The sequence below is a fragment of the Mangrovibacter plantisponsor genome, assembly GCF_003182475.1.
Taxonomy (GTDB): domain Bacteria; phylum Pseudomonadota; class Gammaproteobacteria; order Enterobacterales; family Enterobacteriaceae; genus Mangrovibacter; species Mangrovibacter plantisponsor.
On record NZ_QGTS01000020.1, the window covers coordinates 19253 to 37603 of the forward strand.

Annotated in this window: 19 protein-coding genes; 2 read left to right on the plus strand and 17 right to left on the minus strand. The window is 48.8% G+C overall.

The genetic code is table 11. The features are described 5' to 3' along the window. The first annotated feature begins 207 nt into the window (after positions 1–207). Positions 208–1245: a phosphate ABC transporter substrate-binding protein PstS gene (gene pstS, locus DES37_RS22760; RefSeq protein ID WP_036111133.1), complete on the plus strand. Its 1038-nt coding sequence runs from the start codon at positions 208–210 to the stop codon at positions 1243–1245. A 119-nt stretch (positions 1246–1364) separates the two neighbouring features. On the opposite strand, the gene argD is transcribed toward pstS, so the two are convergent. From argD to DES37_RS25545, 5 genes are all read right to left on the minus strand, one after another. Then, positions 1365–2588 (minus strand): bifunctional acetylornithine/succinyldiaminopimelate transaminase, encoded by a 1224-nt coding sequence (argD, locus tag DES37_RS22765; RefSeq protein WP_146211547.1) that lies wholly within the window; start codon positions 2586–2588, stop codon positions 1365–1367. An 87-nt stretch (positions 2589–2675) separates the two neighbouring features. Next, positions 2676–3239: an aminodeoxychorismate synthase component 2 gene (gene pabA / locus DES37_RS22770; protein ID WP_036111139.1), complete on the minus strand. Its 564-nt coding sequence runs from the start codon at positions 3237–3239 to the stop codon at positions 2676–2678. 128 nt (positions 3240–3367) lie between these two features. Beyond that, the gene (ppiA, locus tag DES37_RS22775; protein WP_036111141.1) at positions 3368–3940 is read right to left on the minus strand and encodes a peptidylprolyl isomerase A; all 573 of its coding nucleotides are present in this window, start codon (positions 3938–3940) and stop codon (positions 3368–3370) included. A gap of 278 nt (positions 3941–4218) precedes the next feature. After that, entirely contained in the window at positions 4219–5535 is a 1317-nt protein-coding gene (locus DES37_RS22780; protein WP_110027982.1) for a cytosine deaminase, read from the minus strand. Between the two features lie 263 nt (positions 5536–5798). After that, positions 5799–6062, minus strand: coding sequence for a hypothetical protein (locus DES37_RS25545; RefSeq protein WP_146211548.1), 264 nt, complete (start codon positions 6060–6062; stop codon positions 5799–5801). Between the two features lie 688 nt (positions 6063–6750). Between DES37_RS25545 and cysG the strand changes: the two genes are divergently transcribed. Further along, positions 6751–8127 (plus strand): siroheme synthase CysG, encoded by a 1377-nt coding sequence (cysG, locus tag DES37_RS22785; RefSeq protein WP_110027983.1) that lies wholly within the window; start codon positions 6751–6753, stop codon positions 8125–8127. 183 nt (positions 8128–8310) lie between these two features. Here the strand turns inward: cysG and trpS are convergent, their stop codons facing one another. The 12 genes from trpS to DES37_RS22845 form a co-directional block, all read right to left on the minus strand. Continuing rightward, entirely contained in the window at positions 8311–9315 is a 1005-nt protein-coding gene (trpS, locus tag DES37_RS22790; RefSeq protein WP_036111155.1) for a tryptophan--tRNA ligase, read from the minus strand. 4 nt (positions 9316–9319) lie between these two features. Further along, positions 9320–10021, minus strand: coding sequence for a phosphoglycolate phosphatase (locus DES37_RS22795; RefSeq protein WP_110027984.1), 702 nt, complete (start codon positions 10019–10021; stop codon positions 9320–9322). Next, positions 10014–10691 carry a ribulose-phosphate 3-epimerase gene (gene rpe / locus DES37_RS22800; RefSeq protein WP_110027985.1) on the minus strand — a complete coding sequence of 226 codons (678 nt, stop codon included), beginning with the start codon at positions 10689–10691 and terminating at the stop codon, positions 10014–10016. Before rpe ends, DES37_RS22795 begins: the two co-directional genes overlap by 8 nt. 45 nt (positions 10692–10736) lie before the next feature. Continuing rightward, entirely contained in the window at positions 10737–11552 is an 816-nt protein-coding gene (dam, locus tag DES37_RS22805; protein WP_036111165.1) for an adenine-specific DNA-methyltransferase, read from the minus strand. Between the two features lie 65 nt (positions 11553–11617). Continuing rightward, positions 11618–12859, minus strand: coding sequence for a cell division protein DamX (damX, locus tag DES37_RS22810; protein WP_110027986.1), 1242 nt, complete (start codon positions 12857–12859; stop codon positions 11618–11620). A 90-nt stretch (positions 12860–12949) separates the two neighbouring features. Continuing rightward, positions 12950–14038: a 3-dehydroquinate synthase gene (gene aroB / locus DES37_RS22815; RefSeq protein ID WP_110027987.1), complete on the minus strand. Its 1089-nt coding sequence runs from the start codon at positions 14036–14038 to the stop codon at positions 12950–12952. A 59-nt stretch (positions 14039–14097) separates the two neighbouring features. Continuing rightward, on the minus strand, positions 14098–14619 hold the full coding sequence (gene aroK, locus DES37_RS22820) for a shikimate kinase AroK (protein WP_036111171.1): 522 nt from the start codon (positions 14617–14619) through the stop codon (positions 14098–14100). Positions 14620–14921: 302 nt separating this feature from the next. After that, positions 14922–16136 (minus strand): secretin N-terminal domain-containing protein, encoded by a 1215-nt coding sequence (locus DES37_RS22825; protein WP_110027988.1) that lies wholly within the window; start codon positions 16134–16136, stop codon positions 14922–14924. Next, complete coding sequence (locus DES37_RS22830) at positions 16133–16456, minus strand: HofP DNA utilization family protein (protein WP_084172303.1); 324 nt, start codon at positions 16454–16456, stop codon at positions 16133–16135. The genes DES37_RS22825 and DES37_RS22830 overlap by 4 nt, the downstream gene beginning before the upstream one ends. Continuing rightward, positions 16407–16937, minus strand: a complete 531-nt coding sequence (locus DES37_RS22835; RefSeq protein ID WP_110027989.1) for a HofO family protein — start codon at positions 16935–16937, stop codon at positions 16407–16409. The genes DES37_RS22830 and DES37_RS22835 overlap by 50 nt, the downstream gene beginning before the upstream one ends. Next, positions 16921–17466: a PilN domain-containing protein gene (locus tag DES37_RS22840; RefSeq protein WP_110027990.1), complete on the minus strand. Its 546-nt coding sequence runs from the start codon at positions 17464–17466 to the stop codon at positions 16921–16923. Before DES37_RS22840 ends, DES37_RS22835 begins: the two co-directional genes overlap by 17 nt. Further along, complete coding sequence (locus DES37_RS22845; protein ID WP_110027991.1) at positions 17463–18272, minus strand: type IV pilus biogenesis protein PilM; 810 nt, start codon at positions 18270–18272, stop codon at positions 17463–17465. The genes DES37_RS22840 and DES37_RS22845 overlap by 4 nt, the downstream gene beginning before the upstream one ends. Between the last annotated feature and the right edge of the window lie 79 nt (positions 18273–18351).

Consider the following 18351-nt stretch of genomic DNA (forward strand, 5'->3'; position numbering starts at 1 on the left):
TTACTGTATTTCATCACACATTGAGGCACGCTCCAGAGCGTGCCTTTTTGTTTGATCAACCAAACATCCCTACGGATTTCCCGAACAAATTCTGAAAATTGTTCACGAATGACACAAAACTGTCACAAATTCGCCTTATTCTTCCCGGGTACTGAAAACACAGCGATTAAAAAATTATTTTTGATCTAACCTTTTCCGGGAGAAATTATGGCAATGCTTAGCTCTTCAGCCCGTCTTGTAATCGCCGCTCTGACTCTGTCCACCACAACTGCATTTGCAGCCACTAACCTGACAGGTGCCGGTGGTACGTTCCCAGCGCCGGTTTATGCAAAATGGGCTGCAGAATATCAGCAGAAAACAGGTTCTCAGGTAAACTACCAGGGAATTGGTTCTTCAGGTGGTATCAAACAAATCATTGCAAAAACCGTCGATTTTGGTGCATCTGATGCGCCAATGAGCGATGCTGATCTGGAAAAAAATGGCTTATTCCAGTTCCCGACCGTGATTGGTGGCGTGGTTCTGGCCGTTAATATCCCGGGTATTAAATCAGGTGAACTGACTCTGGATGGCAAAACACTGGGTGATATCTACCTGGGTAAAATCAAAAAATGGAATGACCCGGCAATCACTAAGCTGAACCCGAATGCCAAATTGCCGGATACCAACATTAATGTGGTTCGCCGTGCAGACGGTTCAGGCACCTCTTTCGTCTTCACCAGCTACCTGTCCAAAGTAAGCCCGGACTGGGCAAGCCAGGTAGGTAAAGGCACCACCGTTAAATGGCCAACTGGCCTGGGCGGCAAAGGGAACGATGGCGTGGCTGCATTCGTACAGCGTCTGCCGGGTTCTATTGGTTATGTTGAATATGCCTACGCAAAACAGAACAACCTGACCTGGACTAAGTTGTTTGATGCTGACGGTAAAGCAATCGAGCCGACCCAAAAAAGCTTCAGTAACAGCGCAAAAGAAGCCGACTGGAGTAAAACCTTTGCTCAGGACCTGACTTATCAGAAAGGTGCAGATGCATGGCCAATCTCTTCTACTACTTTTATCCTGGTCTACAAAAAGCAGGAAAATGCAGAGAAAGGTGCCGAAGTGCTGAAGTTCTTTGACTGGGCTTACAAAAATGGCAACGCTATCGCTGGTAACCTGGATTACGCTCCACTGCCTGCAAGCGTTACTGAACAGATTCGTGCTGCATGGAAAGCCAATGTAAAAGACAGTTCAGGTAAAGCCCTGTACTAATCTTGATGAATGGAACACTCTGCTTCAAAAGTAAAAAGCCGGGGTTACCCGGCTTTCTATTGCTGTCATTGAACCCCGGCACCATCAGTTAAGTGCATACAGAGATTGCATGAGTGCAGTTACAGTCCTTTAACCACTGCTTTTATAGCATCATCAAAACGCACCATACCATCTTCAATATCTTTATAATCAATAACCAAAGACGGAGCCAGACGGACTACATCCGGCCCGGCGTTAAGGATCATCAAACCATTCGCTGCGGCCGCATTCAGTACATCACGCGCCCGCCCTTTGTATGCGGCACTCAATTCGGCACCAATCAGTAACCCCATTCCCCGGATATCACTGAAAACAGCGTACTGTTCATTAATCTGATTCAGGTGTTTTACGAACAACTCGCGTTTCGCCATAACACCATCCAGAACTTCCGGCGTATTGATAATATCGAAAGCAGCACCTGCCACCGCACACGCCAGTGGGTTACCGCCGTAGGTCGAGCCATGTGAGCCAACATGGAATGCCGATGCAATCTCTTCTGTTGTCAGCATTGCACTGATTGGGAACCCACCGCCAATCGCTTTAGCACTGGTCAAAATATCGGGAGTCACATTATAGTGCATGTAAGCAAACAGCTTACCTGCACGGCCCATACCACACTGAACTTCATCAAACACCAGCAGGGCTTTATATTCGTCACACAGCTCACGCAGGCCTTTCAGGAACTCAGGAGTGGCCGCCATCACGCCGCCTTCTCCCTGAATAGGTTCCACCACAACAGCACAGGTGTGGTCATCCATAACGGCTTTCACCGCATGTAAATCATTAAAAGGCACATGAACGATATCTGCCGGTTTCGGGCCAAAGCCGTCTGAATATTTAGGCTGCCCCCCCACAGAAACAGTGAATAAAGAACGTCCATGAAAAGCATTATGAAAAGCGATTATTTTTGTTTTATAAGGACTGTGGCGCGTAGACGCATAGAAACGGGCCAGCTTAAAGGCGGTTTCATTGGCTTCAGTGCCCGAATTCATAAACAAAACGCGCTCCGCAAAAGTTGAGGCTATCAGTTTTTGCCCCAGCTTCAATGCCGGCTCATTAGTAAACACGTTACTGGTATGCCACAAGGTTTCCCCCTGTGCTTTCAGTGCTTCAACCAGCGCCGGATGGCAGTGCCCTAACGCTGTAACCGCAATGCCGCCTGCAAAATCAACGTACTCATTACCTTGCTGATCCCACACTCGGCTCCCTTTACCTTTCACCGGGATAAAATTTGCGGGGGCAAAAATTGGAACGATAACGTCATCAAATGTTGAGCGGGTTACTGCGGGTTGTTCAGTTGCCATTTCATATCCACCTATGTTTAGTAGAAATGCGTAATGAAATTATAATCACAAAATATGCATAAAAAATCATTTGATAGCAATGAAAAATCAACGTTTCAGGAAATTATTCAAAAGAGCATGGCCTTGTTCACTAAGAATACTTTCCGGGTGGAACTGTACCCCTTCAATATCCAGCAACCGGTGACGGATCCCCATAATCTCTTGTTGTTCCGTCCATGCAGTCACTTCAAATACCTCTGGCAGACTCTCACGCTCAAGCAATAAGGAGTGGTAGCGGGTAACAGTCAGTGGGTTATTCAGACCACGAAAAACTCCTTGATCATTATGGTGTATCGCAGACGTTTTCCCATGCATCACCTTCGCGGCGCGAACTACATTGCCGCCAAATGCCTGACCAATCGCCTGGTGGCCCAGACAAACGCCCAGAATTGGACACCTGCCTGCATAATGGCGGATGGCTGACAGAGAAATACCTGCGTCATCTGGCGTACATGGGCCAGGAGAAATAACCAGCTTCTGTGGTGCCAGCCGGTCTATATCATCAAGGGTTATTTCATCGTTACGTCTGACCAGAACCTGCGCGCCCAGCTCACAAAAATACTGGTACAAATTCCAGGTGAACGAATCATAGTTATCAATCAGCAATAACATAGCAACTCCCGTTCTAAAAACGGGCATATTCTACCGGGTTTACACCAGGGACCGGGGAAAATAACGCCGGAGCGCAGAAAAAACTGGAGAGGCGAAGCAGGTTCATTCCCCCGCTTCGCGCCAGAAGATTATGGCAGGACTTTAGCCGAAAGGATAACAACCGGCTTGGTAGGGACATTCTGGTAAGGCCCAACATTATGAGTAGGCACCTGAGCGATTTTATCCGCCACTTCCATGCCTTTCACCACCTTGCCAAAAACAGCGTATCCGTAATCACTCTGGCCATGGTTTAAAAATGCGTTGTCCGCAACATTGATAAAGAACTGGCTGGTTGCGCTGTCTTTATCAGCTGTTCTCGCCATCGAAATTGAACCACGGGTATTACGTAACCCATTGTCAGCTTCATTCTTAATCGGTGGGTTCGTGGTTTTTTGCGTCATATCCACATTAAAGCCCCCACCCTGAATCATAAACCCAGGAATAACACGATGAAAAATCGTATTGTTGTAAAAGCCACTGTTGACATAGTCCACAAAGTTTTTCACCGTCACTGGCGCTTTTCCACTATCCAGCACTAGCTCGATATTCCCGGCCGACGTTGTCAGCAGCACATGAGGATCCCCTTTTGCGGCGAGCGCAGAAGAGGAAATCGAAGTCAGGGCAAAGACAGCCGTAACAGCCGCCAGAGTCGATTTCAGCATGAATGGTTTCCTTTACAAGCAATAAAAAATGCAATGAAACGATTCTAAAGAGCCACCTGCCGACAAGCCAGCCATTTACTCTTTTTTACGTAACAGAATACATACACTGGTAGTGATATCACCCAGGGTCGCCTCATACGCCTCAGTTGCACCAATAACAAGCAATAAACTGATTTCATTAAATAAAAATTCACATATTCACAGCATTTACCCGGTAGCATGGGCAATCAAACACCACACATCCCGGGCCTCACTCTTCAACTGGGTGTCTGCCGGGGTTAATCGCCTGAAAGGTCAGGATTACCAACCTGTGAAAAATCAACCAGCTCGCCCCCTTTATCCACTTGCACCCAGGTTTGGGCAGGTTGCGTAGTGGTAATGATACGCCCATTGCGAACAGACCAGCGCACCGGCACCTGCCGCCGTAGCGCATCAAAACCATTCAGGGCTGGCAGAATTATCATGTTCGCCGGATGCCCTTCCACAATACCGTAATCCGCAATACCCAGTGTACGGGCGCTGTTGTCTGTTATCAGCCGAATGCCCTCATCGATTTGCGGGTAGCCCATTAACTGGCAGACATGCAGCCCCATATGCAACACCTGCAACATGTTGCCCGTTCCCAATGGGTACCAGGGGTCGAAAACATCGTCATGGCCGAAACAAACATTAATGTCCGCTTCAAGCATCTCTTTCACCCGGGTTACCCCACGGCGACGCGGGTAGCTGTCAAAACGGCCCTGCAAATGAATATTCACCAAAGGATTTGCCACGAAATTAATTCCGGACAATTTCAACAACCTGAACAAACGAGAAGTATAAGCGCCATTGTAACTGTGCATGGCGGTAGTATGGCTCGCAGTTACACGCTCATTCATACCCAGTTTCAGCGCCAGTGCCGCCACCGTTTCCACAAACCGCGATTGCTCATCATCAATTTCATCACAATGAATATCCAGCGGCCGGTCATATTTTTCAGCCAGCGCAAATGCAGTATGCAAAGACTCGACACCATATTCGCGGGTGAATTCAAAATGTGGGATAGCGCCCACTACATCTGCGCCCATTACCAACGCTTCTTCAAGCAAAGCTGCGCCATTGGGGTAAGACAGAATGCCTTCCTGCGGAAACGCGACCAGCTGCAAATCAATCCAGGGCGCAACTTCCTGTTTCACTTCCAGCATGGCTTTCAGCGCAACCAGACCCGGGTCAGAAACATCCACATGACTACGAACATACTGGATCCCGTTTGCCATCTGCCACTTCAGTGTCTTCCACGCACGCGCTTTGACATCTTCATGGGTCAACGTTGCCTTGCGCTCTGCCCAACGCTCAATACCTTCAAATAAGGTTCCTGATATATTCCAGGCTGGTTCACCTGCTGTTTGCGTGGTGTCGAGATGAATATGAGGTTCAACAAAAGGGGGGAGAGCTAATCCACCATGGGCATTAAGTACATCGTTGCCTCCATGGGAGCGGGTTTCCTCCATGGGCGTTATTGCTCCAAACCGCCCGTTTTCAATAGTAATTTGCCACAAACCTTCACGCCCGGGCAGGCGAACATCCTGAATGAACCAAAACGTAGCTGGTGCCATATAACCTCCGGATGGTTGCATATTGAAAAAACAGATAGCGGCTATGACGTTATCATGCCTTTCAGTGACAGGCACAACGCATCTTCACTATGCCGTGCAACCATAGCGCCTTACAACTTCATGTGAAAACAGGAGTATTACTGAAAAAGCCAGCAGCAAGTTGCCAAACACCCGGTAAGGCAACTTGCTGGCAAGATAACAGGAGAGGAAAGCATCAGGTGCTCACAAAAAAACAATAAATTCACTGAGTTTGCATCTGTATATTATTGATAGTTTAACGTAATAACCCTTGCAGTTGCTTCTTCATTTTTTAAGGTAACTGTAATATTTTCCACCACGGACTCAATCGCCGTCCCATGTTGCTCAAAGCATATTGAACTGGTGTTATGCTTTATTGCCTGGTCAAGGCACTCAGTTCTCGCCGCAGATGCATTATCCAGAACGGAGCCGTGAAAGCGAATAACACTTGCTGATGAAAAATATGAGATAAAAAGTAAACAAACAACAATAGACTTAAATAATTTCATTGACTCCCCCTATATTTGATTCTGAACAACACTATTTTTTATTGAAGAATAACAACTCAGGAAAATAGCGTCAAAACTCCCTTATGCATTTATCATTTGATAAAAAAAGCCAGACAAATATTATTCACACCGAGAAAAATAAACATCACACCAACAATACCACAACATGGTACCCTCTCACTCCAGATGCCCTCCACATCAGTAAAGAAGGCTCAAACAACCGGCCGGGTCAGCTTCACACACAGACATATTAATTTCGTAGTGTCAGCCCCTTCCCAATAAATATAAACATGACTCACATTAGTCATAAAACCCATCACAAGCAATATAAAAAGTGGAACAATTCATTATTATAAAAGCATTTACAATTCAATTTTTAAGGCCAGTTAATATTTACAAACCAACCCCAATCCAAAAAACATAACAACCATCGTTATAACTATCACAGTAGAAAGACGCCATTACGAGCTATATAGTTATCTTTCTGACTATATGCTCGCATACTATATATCAGTACCCTACAACCAATAACGTGGTATCACGCATACCCAACCCCATCTGAATACTGAGTCCATTTTTGATGGGCAAGGATCTGTACGCTTTTGTACAGCTATGAGATAGTCTTCGCCTTACTGACGAAAATGCTTATCGCACTGGCCCGCGCAAGCGGGAGGAACGAGGAACTGCTGTGGATTATTTGCCTATTTTTTGTGAGCTGAAAAACCGCGACTGCCTGCTTGTTGGTGGAGGAGATGTCGCTGAGCGTAAAGCCAGGTTACTGATGGATGCTGGAGCAAACGTCATCGTCAATGCCCGGGAGTTTACCCCACAGTTCACAGTTTGGGCTGAGCATAAGCAGTTGTCACTGGTTAAAGGTGATTTCTCCCCCGCGTTAATGGACAACTGTTGGTTGGTGATTGCCGCAACAGACGATGACCAAACCAATCAGCACGTTAGCCAGGAAGCAGAGCAGCGTAAGCTTTTTTGTAATGTTGTCGATGCCCCGAAACGCGCGTCATTTATCATGCCATCAATTATTGACCGCTCCCCCATCATGGTAGCGGTGTCTTCCGGTGGTACAGCACCTGTTCTGGCACGGTTACTACGCGAAAAGCTTGAAGCAGTGTTGCCACAACACCTGGGTAAGGTGGCCCAATTTGCCGGGCAGTTGCGCCAGCGAGTCAAAGATACTTTCACAACAATGGCTGAGCGTCGCCGTTTTTGGGAAAAGTTGTTCGCCAATGACCGGCTTGCGCAATCTCTGGCGAATAATGATCAGGTCGCAATCCATTCGCAAACCGAAACCTTGTTCTCCACACCACTGGATAACCAGGGCGAAGTGGTTCTGGTTGGTGCAGGTCCTGGCGATGCAGGGCTTCTTACGCTAAAAGGACTACAGCAAATCCAGCAGGCCGATATTGTTGTGTATGACAGGCTGGTTTCTGACGATGTGATGAAACTGGTGCGCCGCGATGCTGACCGTGTATTTGTGGGCAAGCGTGCGGGTTATCACTGCGTCCCACAAGAAGAAATTAACCAGATATTGCTCAGAGAAGCGCAAAGTGGGAAACGTGTTGTCAGGCTAAAAGGTGGCGATCCGTTTATTTTCGGGCGTGGTGGCGAAGAGCTGGAAACGCTGTGTGAGGCAGGGATTCCATTTTCTGTCGTCCCGGGTATTACTGCAGCGTCTGGTTGTTCTGCCTACTCAGGTATTCCACTGACTCACCGTAATTATGCGCAAAGTGTTCGCCTGGTTACCGGGCACCTTAAATCCAGTGGAGAAGAGCTGGACTGGGCCAGTCTTGCTGCAGAGAAACAGACGCTGGTATTTTACATGGGGCTGAACCAGGCTCCGGCTATAGAGAAAAACCTGCTTGCCCACGGAATGCCGGCAGAGACGCCATGTGCTCTGGTAGAAAACGGTACCGCAACTACACAGAAAGTCGTGCAGGGTACGCTAGATAAACTGGCGGAACTGGCTCAACAAGTGCAGAGCCCAAGCCTGATTATTGTTGGGCGTGTCGTTGGGTTACGGGAAAAATTAAACTGGTTCAGTAACCATTAAACAAAATCCCCAAGATGGGGCTTGTGACTGATGACAAACCTCATGTCGCGCTGAACGAGAGGATGTCACTCAATAAAAAACAAGGAAAATCAATTCATTGACTTTCAGTTGCTAATTAAAAAGAAGGAAAAACACGGTTTCCCTTCTTTTTCATCAATCTGCTTTTAACAACAACCTGCAGAATCAAGGCTTAGCAACGAAACCAATCGCTTCGTATACTTTATTCAGGGTTTCAGCTGCCTGGGCCTGCGCTTTCTTCGCCCCGTCTCGCATAATTTGCTGCAAGAAAGCTTCATCATTGCGATAGCGATGGAAACGCTCCTGAAGCTCACTCAACATACCTGAAACGGCATCGGCTACTTCACCTTTGAGGTGGCCATACATTTTGCCTTCAAAGTGTTGTTCCAGTTCAGGAATACTCTGCCCGGTAACAGCAGACAAAATATCCAGCAAGTTAGATACACCAGCTTTATTGGCAACATCATAGCGAACAACAGGTGGCTCGTCAGAGTCAGTTACCGCGCGTTTGATCTTCTTAACCACTGATTTAGGATCTTCCAGCAATCCAATCACATTGTTGCGGTTATCATCAGACTTGGACATTTTTTTGCCCGGCTCAAGCAGTGACATAACACGAGCGCCAGATTTAGGAATAAAAGGTTCCGGCACTTTAAACACATCACCATAAATCGCATTAAAACGCTGAGCAATATCGCGGCTCAATTCGAGATGTTGTTTTTGATCCTCACCAACCGGTACCTGATTAGTTTGGTAAAGCAAAATATCTGCCGCCATCAGAACCGGATAATCAAACAGACCGGCATTAATGTTCTCGGCATAACGCGCAGATTTATCTTTAAACTGCGTCATACGGCTCAGCTCACCAAAATAGGTGTAGCAGTTCAGTGCCCAACCCAGTTGGGCATGTTCCGGCACATGAGACTGAACAAAAATGGTGCTTTTTTCCGGATCAATGCCACAAGCAAGGTACAGAGCCAGAGTATCCAGTGTCGCTTTGCGCAGTTTCTCAGGATCCTGGCGAGCCGTAATGGCGTGCAGATCCACAATGCAATAGATACAGTGGTAATCATCCTGCATGTTCACCCACTGACGCAGTGCACCCATATAGTTACCAATAGTTAATTCACCTGATGGCTGTGCACCACTAAAAACGATGGGCTTACTCATTTTTTCATTCCTGATTGTCATTGTGCGGGAGCCCAATAATGGGCAGGAGATCACTGAAACGATCACAAACAAAGTCAGGCTGACTTAACGTGATCGATTCACCATAGTTGTAACCATATGTCATGCCAGCAACGCTGACAGTAGCGGCTTTTGCGGCCTGGATATCATTGCGCGAATCCCCCACAAACAGTAATTCATGAGGGTACAGCCCCAGTTTACCCAGTACCAGGTACAGTGGAGCCGGATGCGGTTTTTTGGCAGCGACATCATCACCACCGATAACCAGGTCAAAATAACCGGCAATACCCAGTGTTTCCAGAATCGGCCGGACAAATGGCGTAGGTTTGTTGGTCACTATCGCCATTTTAACACCGTGCTCACGCAGGGTTTTCAATGTATCCGCAACCGCCGGGAATAAATAACTGCCTTCCTCTGCATACTGGGCATAATACGTATCAAACAGGCGCCGCATCATACCTGGCTGGCCATCCTGAGGTGATTTATCTTTCAGGGCCCAGGTAAGCGCTCGTTCAACCAGAATATCCGCGCCATTACCAATCCAGGTTGTCACGCGGTCTTCACCTGCAGCCGGCAACTCAAGGGCATACAATGCGCTGTCAATGGCATCGGTCAGGCCAGGGGCACTATCAATTAATGTACCATCAAGGTCGAATGCGATGCCTTTAATACCTTCAAGCTTACCCATGGCTAACTTTTCCCAGCTCTTCACGCATTTGGTCAATCACTTGCCTGTAGTCTGGTTGCCCGAAAATGGCCGAGCCAGCAACAAACATATCTGCGCCAGCTGCCGCAATTTCGCCAATATTCTCGACTTTCACGCCACCATCAACTTCCAGGCGAATATCGAACCCTGAAGCATCGATACGCTGGCGCACTTCACGCAACTTATCCAGAGTCTGTGGGATAAAAGACTGGCCGCCGAACCCGGGATTCACGGACATCAACAAGATGACATCCAGTTTATCCATTACATAGTCAAGGTAACTGAGCGGTGTAGCAGGGTTAAATACCAGGCCGGCTTTACAACCATGCTCTTTAATAAGTTGTAAGGTGCGATCAACATGTTCGGACGCTTCCGGGTGAAACGTGATAATACTGGCTCCTGCAGCCGCGAAATCCGGGATTAACCGGTCAACAGGCTTCACCATCAAATGAACATCAATGGGCGCCGTAATTCCGTACTGACGCAGTGACTTCAACACCATCGGCCCAATAGTCAGGTTCGGCACATAGTGATTATCCATCACATCAAAATGAACCACATCTGCACCAGCAGATAAGGCTCTTGCGGTATCTTCGCCAAGACGGGCAAAATCCGCCGACAAAATTGAAGGGGCAATGAGATACTGTGTCATCCGCGTCTCCATTTTTAAAAATGCATTATGCGGCAGCGAAATTGCTCAGACGTTATAGAGTGCCAGAAGTTCGTCTACTTTCTTGCGCGTGCCGCCGTTACTGCTGATGCTGCGCCGAACTTTTACAGGCAACAGCATACTAGCCAGCCTGTACCATTCCCGCGTCAATATCGTGTCATGATTAGAGATCAACACAGGAACGCGTTTTTGCCGCAACTTTTCAGCCAGACAAGCCAAATGCTGTTGTTGTTCGGCATTAAAACTGTTGGTGTGATATGCCGTAAAGTTTGCTGTTTCTGACAAAGGCGTGTACGGCGGATCACAATAGACAACCGCACCTTTCACTGCCCTGGCCATGCTGGAATCGTAAGACTCACAGACAAACTCAGCCCGCTGAGCTTTTTCTGCGAACAAAAACAATTCATCTTCGGGGAAATAAGGTTTCCTGTAACGCCCGAAGGGAACATTAAATTCACCACGCAGATTATACCGGCACAAACCATTGTACCCATGGCGGTTCAGATACAAAAAAAGTAATGCCCGCTGAAATGGGTCAGTGCTTTTGTTAAACGTGTCACGTAATACGTAATAACGTTCAGCACAGTTGTTTTCTGGAACAAAAAAAACTTTTGCTTCAGTAACATACTCCTCTGTACGTGTCTTAACGATGTTGTACAGACTAATCAGATCGCTGTTGATATCTGCGAGGAGATAACGAGAGTACTCTGTATTCAGGAAGACAGAACCCGCCCCGACAAAAGGCTCAATCAGGTACTCGCCTTCGGGGAGATGACGTTTAATGTCATCGAGCAGGGGGTATTTCCCCCCTGCCCACTTCAGAAAAGCGCGATGTTTTTTCATGCTGTATGACTAAATTACCTTCTCCCGCTGTGGAGAAGCTCCGACAGCATCCTGCGCTTTATACACTATTTAAGATCAGCCTGAACCTGGTGAATGGGTTTGGTCCAGGGGTTTTTCGCCTGTACATCCGCAGGGAGCGATGATACTGCGCGTTTGGCATCATCGCGATTTGCATAAATACCGCTTACCAGAACATACCAGGGTTGGCCATTACGCGTTGTCTTGTACACAACATAATCTTTAAGCTGCTCTTTTTTAGCCCAGGATGACAAGTTTGCTTCGTTAGAAGAGCTGCTTAATTGCAAGGTGTAATGACTACCTGGCGCTGATTTCAAAGCATTGACATTGCCAATAGTACCGCCAGAAGTTACAGCAGGTGCAGGCGTCGTTTTTGCTACCGCCACATGCTCCTCAACAACTGGTGCAGAACGAACTGGCTCAGCCTTCTTCACAACCGGTGCAGGTTCTCGGGTTTTCACCGGCGCAGGCTCTGTTACCTTCGCTGTTTTTGTCCTGGCTGGTTGAGAAGGCTCAATGACCACTTCGCGGCGTGTTTTTGCCGGCTCAGTGTGACGCACGGTGCGCTCCGGTGCAGCCACAGGTGAAGACTTACCATTCACAGGGGCGACCGTTGCGGGTTCCGTCGGCAGGGTTGAACTCGCAACAACGTTATTAATTTGCCCTTGTTGCTGAGTCAGAGCGGTATTGAGATCACCCGGCACATCCACGCGTTGTTCCGCATTATTAGCGGGTTGCGCAGGGTCAATAGCCTGCGAAGGCGTCGATGAAACGGGTGGGACAGAGATTTCTTGTGGTGCATTGTTGCTCTGAGCAACCTGACCATTGTTGTCTGCTACGGGTGCAGGAGTATTATTTTCCTGTGAAGCAGAACCGGAGAGATCGATACTTTTTTCACCACCAGAGGCAGCCGCAGAGGATGAATCGCTGGGCGACTTGGGTGATTGCAGTGCAGAACCAATCCCCAAAATCAGCACCAACAGAACCAGTATCCCCACCCCCATCATAATATGCTGGCGTGAAACTGGGCCTTTAGAAGGAGCAGACTTCATTTTTTTACGCTTAGGTGGGCGACGCGCGGGTTGTTCCCCACTTTCATCAACCTCATCATACTCCTGCGCATCGCTGTCACGCCGTGAACGCGATGGACGGCGCTCATCTGCATCAATATCTACATCATCCATGTTGATACTGGGCTCATTGTCATAGTCTGCAGACTGGCGTGAGCGGCCAGGATGACGGTCGCTGGGATCTGGTTTCAGACCGTCTTCCGGTTTTAATTCATCCATTTAACACCCCATTCAAAGGCGAAGAGTGTTAATACCTCATTCGCCCGAAGTTAAAGGCCACTTTGGGTGGCTAATCTCATGTCTTTGTAATCACGCCTGAAGGCAATCTGTGATAGCACTGAGAACAAGGTCGTGCGATACGCCTGCCCGTACTTCACTTTTACCAATAGCCAACGGAAGAACCAGGCGTAGTTCTCCCGCCAGAACTTTCTTATCCCGCATCATATGCGGCATATATGCAACCGGATCCATACTTTCCGGGCCGGTTACCGGCAACCCTGCACGCTTAAGGAGTGTAATGATACGTAGCGTATCTACTTCACTAAACTGCCCCAGGCGCTGAGCTGTACGAGCGGCCATTACCATTCCCGCAGAAACGGCTTCACCATGCAACCAGTTTCCGTACCCCATTTCAGCTTCAATGGCGTGCCCGAAAGTATGACCAAGGTTAAGTAAAGCACGTTGGCCACTTTCACGCTCATCGGCGGCCACCACTTCAGCCTTCAGCTCACAGCAACGGCGGATACAGTAAGACATTGCCGCAGGCTCCAGTGCCACCAAAGCATCCAGGTTATTCTCCAGCCAGTTGAAGAAATCAGCATCAAGAATAATCCCGTATTTAATCACTTCAGCAAGACCAGATGCTAATTCACGGGGAGGTAACGTTTTCAGACAATCGATATCAATGACAACTGACGCAGGTTGATAAAATGCGCCAATCATATTTTTTCCAAGAGGGTGGTTTACCGCTGTTTTACCACCAACAGATGAGTCAACCTGGGAAAGCAACGTTGTGGGAACCTGAATAAAACGAACACCACGTTGATAACTTGCTGCAGCGAAACCGGTCAAATCACCAATCACACCGCCCCCCAGGGCTACCAGTGTGGTATCCCGACCATGGGGTTTTTCAAGCAATGCGGTAAAAACTGAGTCAAGTACTGACAGGCTCTTGTACTGTTCACCGTCTGGCAGGATAACGACATCGACGTTAACCCCAGCCTGTTCAAGCAAGTGCCGAACCCGGTCAAGATAAAGTGGCGCCAGGGTTTCATTTGTCACAAGCATCACTTGCTCACCTGATTTCAGGGGCCAGAAAGAAGCGGATTCATTAAATAACCCTGATGCGATGGTAATTGGGTAGCTACGCTCCCCTAATGTCACCGTTAACCTTTCCATGACGCCGTTACCTTTTGTTGTGTATTACCCCTGCCGGGCTACGTTCACATCAACTGAAATTAGTTACTTTCCAGCATGTTAATTATTTGATTAGCAACAACCTTTGCGCTTTGATCGTCAGTGCGAATGACAACATCGGCAATCTCTTCATACAGAGGATTGCGCTCATCCGCCAACGCTTCGAGAACTTCCCGAGGGGGCATGTCTACCTGGAGTAACGGACGTTTTTTGTCACGTTGCGTACGCGCCAGCTGTTTTTCAATGGTGGTTTCCAGATACACCACAACACCGCGCGCAGAGAGACGATTACGCGTTTCACGAGACTTCACAGACCCGCCGCCGGTAGCCAGGACAATACCCTGCTTTTCGGTCAGCTCATTGATAATTTTTTCTTCGCGCTCGCGAAAACCCTGTTCGCCTTCAACGTCAAAAACCCAACCGACATCGGCTCCAGTACGTTTCTCAATTTCTTGATCGGAATCGAAAAATTCCATATTGAGCTGTTGAGCCAATTGCCGCCCAATAGTGCTTTTGCCGGCACCCATAGGCCCAACCAGAAAGATATTGCGTTTCTCTGCCATTTTTTCGGTACTACTAAGACAATTCGTTAATGATAAACCCACCATGCAACGTCCGGGCACGGCAGGAAATGAACTGAAACCTCTTATGCGATAGTGCGAGAGTCAGACTAAAAATTATCTCAACACTCAAGGTGGTTTGGCAACCGAATAAATTACTACTTCGCGGATATCCCCAGAACAAGCCCTGAGCCTGAAGCGGCCCGGCCCCACCTAAAACCGGTACATCTTGTATGATAATTCCAGCCTCAGGTCAAACACCATGACGGGTTTAACTAAACTTATTTGTATACATCTTTTATTTGTCAGATTTCTGCCAGATGCGTGGTGATAAAAACAACCAGCTCCCGGCGCTCATCTTCTTTTATTTGATGGCGAAATAAACCGCCAATCAATGGAATAGATCCAAGAACAGGGACCTGAGCCACACCATCACGTTGTTTATGCTGAAAAATACCGCCAAGAACAATGGTATCGCCATGGCGTACATCAATGCGGGTTTCTATTTCCTGTTTATCTATAGCCATAACATCGCCCTCCGCACGCTGTAAAACCTGACCAGGGGCATTCTGAGTGATACGTAAATTCAGGCGTACCCGTTTATCTGGCAGCACTACAGGGGTGACTTCCAGCCCCAGAACCGCTTCTTTAAACTCAATAGTCGCTGCCGAAGAATCCGTACCTGAGGTCTGGTAGGGAATTTCACTCCCTTGCTTAATACTGGCCGGTTGCTGATGTGCAGTAATCAGGCGTGGGCGTGCAATAATATCCAGTTGCTGGCGTTGTTCCAGAGCCGACAACTCCAGCGCCAATAAATTACTGTCCACCCGGCCAATATTAAACCCAAGACTGGTACCGCCCCCGGTAACCGCCAGTTCTGCAGAGCCTGAAACCTGCCGGGAGCTCCCTTGCCACTTCACGCCCAGTTCCTGCAAACTTTGCTGGTTGATAGTCACGATATGAGCCGCCAGTTCAACCTGGCCTAATGGTAAATCCAGTAACTCAACCAGTGCCTGTACGCGGTCGAGAGCCTGTTGTGTATCATTTAGCATCAACCTGCTGGTGCGCTTATCGACCACCATAGACCCGGAGCCGGACAGGCCGTTATCACCCAGTTCACGAATGGCAGAAGCTACCCGCTCGACATCAGCATGCTGTACAACAAAAACGGACTGCTTTTGCGGCAGGCGAGCCTGCTGCTGCGCTTTTTCTTCCCTCTGCGCCTGGCGCTGCTGGTTGGCCCATTCACGCGTATTAATACGCAAAATATTGCCCTGCACTTTTCCTTCCAGTTCGGCAATTTCAAGTACTACGGAAAGCGCCTGTTCCCAGGGGACATCCACCAGCCGTAATGACACCAACCGTTCACCTCCGTTCGCGATCACAACATTGAGCTGCCTGCCCTGCGCAAGCGCCTGCAACACCTGAGCCACTGGCACATGGTCAACCACCAGGGAAACCGGTGTGGCGCCACACCAGGCTGACCACAAAAATACCAGGCTCACCAGCCATCCCTTCATGTTTCGTTCCTCCCTGAAGGCAGTAAAATATGCTCAGGTGCCGAACACACTGCCACCCGGCGGACTACCATTTGGTGTTCGGAAACCGGGCCAACAAGCCAGCTATCGCCCAGTGCATCTCCCTCCACCACACGTAACCACCGCCCACTGCCCGCACTGACAATGCCTTGTAGCATTGTTCCCTGGCGTACTACTCCCATAAAACGCCATTCATCCGGTACATCTGACGAACAGGTTGTTGTCAGTGGAACGAATGGATTTCGCAATTCACTACTGACCAGCACAGGCACCCACAACATCAACAACATTATCTGACGCATCCATCATCTCCAGTTCCAGCTTCACGCTAACCTGCTCACCTTCATCAGCCTGCAACTGGAACCCTAATAACCTGACCGGTTCACCAGCCAGTGCCGTGAATAACTGCGAAACACCCTCCCAGGGCAAGGACAAATTCAGTTCGGCTTTACCACCATCTCCCTGTATCCCCCAGCGTAATATTATTCCTCCCACATCGCGGCTAAAACGCTGGGCGGAAAATACCGTGGCAGACTGCTCAGCACATAAATGCTGTTGTTCCAGTTCAGACACTTTTTGGCGTAACCGTAACCAGTGAGCCTGTTGTTGTTGCCATTGAGTACGCTGAATATTTAATTGCACACCAGAATCTGCAATCTGTTGTGTTACCGGAACAATCCAAATCAACCAGCCAATACCAGTACAAACCGCCATCAGCACAAACAAAAGCACTGCCTTTCTGGGGCCGGAAAGTGCCAGCCAGTGTTCAACTATCAATGTCATCCTTTTCACCCTGTAGGGTAAATCCAAAGTGAATCTCGCCATTACGCCGGGTGATATGGTTAACTTTTAGTTGGTGAAACCCAGGCCAGGCCGCCAGTACTGTTTCACAGGCCAGTGTGCCCTCAGCCGATAGCCCAACCCCTTCAACCGACAGAGTGTTATGTTGCACAACCAGCTCAGTAATCCAGGTATCTTCCGGTAACTGCTGGCTGAGATACACCAGGCTCTGCTGCCAGTGGTGCAAGTTTTGTTGGCGCTTTTTCATGGCGTCACTGCTCTGGCGTATCTGTGCTAACTGGGCAAGCTTTGCTTCCAGCCCGGCTACCGCATGTTGCTGCCGGTTATTTAAAGCGGGGAATGGCGCAGCCATACTCTTATGAACACGCAAACTGGCATGCAAAGGCTGAACAACAATTACCAGGGTAATGCCGACACAGCACAGTGCGATAAATAAGTACCGCCCCCACAGCCAGAACAACGACTTGCGCCGCTGAGCCCGCCACGGCAAAAAATTCAGCGAGCCACTCATGCCGGATACCTCCCCAGCGCCAACCCCAGCGCAATGACAAATGGGCCGATGTTCTCAGGCAAAGGGGGAGCTACCAGATGGAGTACGTGATACGGATCCAGCCACTCTTGCGATGGTTCCGTTCGCACCTCATGCGGCCCACAGAAATGAATATGCTCAGCCTCGCACCCCAACCGGGCCAATAAACCAGGTACGCCAGCCACATCGGAAAACCGCGTGGAACCCCATTGTTGAGGGCCATACCATAACCAGTCCTGCTGACTGCGATAGATAACCCAGGCGTTGTCTCCCTCCTGAGCCTGATACGGAGCCAGTGCCAGCGCATCAGGAGTAATTGCGCTCAGGTGACACTGACTCTGGGTAAAGTACTCCTGCAAACGTGCCACTTCGTCTGCCGGAGCAGTAACAACACTGACATGCTTGCTGCCAGCACTGGCAACATAGTCCCAGCACAATTGGCTGGCAGGCATATCCAGTTGTTGTGCTGCCATTTGACCGATATAGCGGCAGGTATCTGACTCAGTCATCGCCATGGCAGGTAATACCAGTTGCTGTTGGAGCGTACGCCCGGCGGGGATTCCTACCCGAATACGGTACCCGGCAGGTAACGAGCGCCTTAACTCCCCCAGCGCTGAAACGACATCAGCTTGCGGAGGCAGTTGTGTATCAGCCGGTGAATGATGAGACATAGGCCATTCCCACCAGCCGCGCAACTGCCACCCATAACGCCGGTGTTGAACAGCCACCGCCCGAAGACTGTCTCGCTGAATATCCACCCCCACCTGCCACTGCGCTGCTGGACGCATCTCATCTTCCTCCCTGACCTAAAAGTAAAAATGGCATATCAAAGCGCTCTTGATGCCTTTATACTACCGCCCGGTTGTT